The organism is Streptomyces sp. MK37H (genome assembly GCF_018035285.1).
In the GTDB taxonomy this organism is placed as follows: Bacteria; Actinomycetota; Actinomycetes; order Streptomycetales; family Streptomycetaceae; genus Streptomyces; species Streptomyces endocoffeicus.
This window is the reverse complement of the sequence record NZ_JAAAYH010000838.1, coordinates 1-1477: the sequence shown is the minus strand read 5'-3', so window position 1 is coordinate 1477 and position 1477 is coordinate 1. Positions and strand designations below refer to the sequence as shown.

The 1477-nt window shown below is 64.2% G+C and carries 1 pseudogene; it reads left to right on the top strand.

Annotated elements, in window-relative coordinates:
- Nucleotides 1–13: 13 nt before the first annotated feature.
- Nucleotides 14–1477 (top strand): annotated as a pseudogene (locus GWI24_RS44305) (hypothetical protein); the annotation flags it as partial.

Below are 1477 nucleotides of genomic sequence, written 5' to 3'. Positions count from 1 at the left end.
GACGACGGGGGCCGTGCCTCCCGAGGCCGCGTCGGAAGTGGCCGAGCACGAACGCGGACCGCAGTTCCAGGCGGCGTTCACGGATGGCCACAAGAGCATGTCGGAGGGGCGGCAGACCAAGGACCGCGACTTCCGGGACGGTCAGCAGCAGCACAAGCGGCAGGTCGACGCCGAGGTCGCGGCCAATACGAAGAGCCAGGCGAGCGAGCGCGAGAAGGCGATGACCGAGGTCACCGCCAAGCGTCAGGACTGGCGGACGGAGCAGGACAAGGAGCTCCAGTCACTCGGCGACAAGAAGACCGACCGCCACGAGAAGATCCGCAAGGACGTCAAGGACAAGGAAGAGCAGACCGACAAGGACGTCGACAAGGAGAAGGACGACAGCGACAAGAAGATCCAGGACAAGGGCGACCAGGCCGAACAGGATGCCGAGAAGAAGCGCGACGACAGCGTCGGGGAATCGGGCAACTGGGTCAGCAAGGCCTTTGACTGGATCAAGAACAAGGTCATCGAGATCAAGAACGCGATCGTCCGCGTCATCAGGGAGGCGCGGGACGCGGTCATCGGGTTCATCAAGAACTTCAAGGAGACCGTCGAGCGCTGGATCAACGACGCCCGTAAGGCGATCGTCGACGCGATCAAGAACTTCATCAATGACCTGATCGAGTTCGCCAAGGCGATGGTGCGGGCCGTCATCGACCTGGCCAAGCGCATCCGGAACTTCATCACCGGCCTGATCAACGCCGCGATCGCCCTCGTCAACAAGCTCGCCACCATGCTCAAGCAGGCCATCACCGACCTGCTGAACGCCCTCGGCAAGCTGCTGAGCAGCATCCTTGACGTCCTGAAGAAGATGCTGCTGGACGTGGTCAAGGACATCGTGGACGCGGTCAAGGCGGTCCTGGACTTCGCCTCCAAACTGCTGGGCGCGCTCGGGGAGTTCATGCTCATCGCGGTCGACTTCCTCTCCGACTCCGGCGGCTGGCTGAGCGGTGCGAAGAACTCGGCGGTGGACGGCGCGAAGAACCACCTCTTCCGCGAGGTCAAGTCGGCCGTCAAGGACTGGTTCCAGTCCAAGATCCAGGAAATCATCGGCGTCCCCAAGGCGATCCTGGACAAGCTGTTCAAGGGCGGCTTCACGCTGGAGCAGATCGTCAAGGAGACGTGGGACGCGATCGTCCCCCAACTCCCCCTGATCATCGGCGAGATCGTCATCACCAAGGTCATCGCCAAGCTGATCCCGGGAGCGGGCTGGGTGATGGCCGTCATCGACGCCATCCGCACGGCGATCGGCACGCTCGGCGCGATCCTGCGCGCGGTGGGCGCGGTCCTCGACTGGCTGAAGCTCGTCCGCATGGGCGGCGCGGGCATCCTCTTCGCGAAGGCCGTCGCGGCGGGCATCGTGGCGCTCCTCGAATTGGCCTACCAGGCGCTGCTGTCGGGGATCGGCAAGTACGTCGCGAAGGTGGGCCGGCGC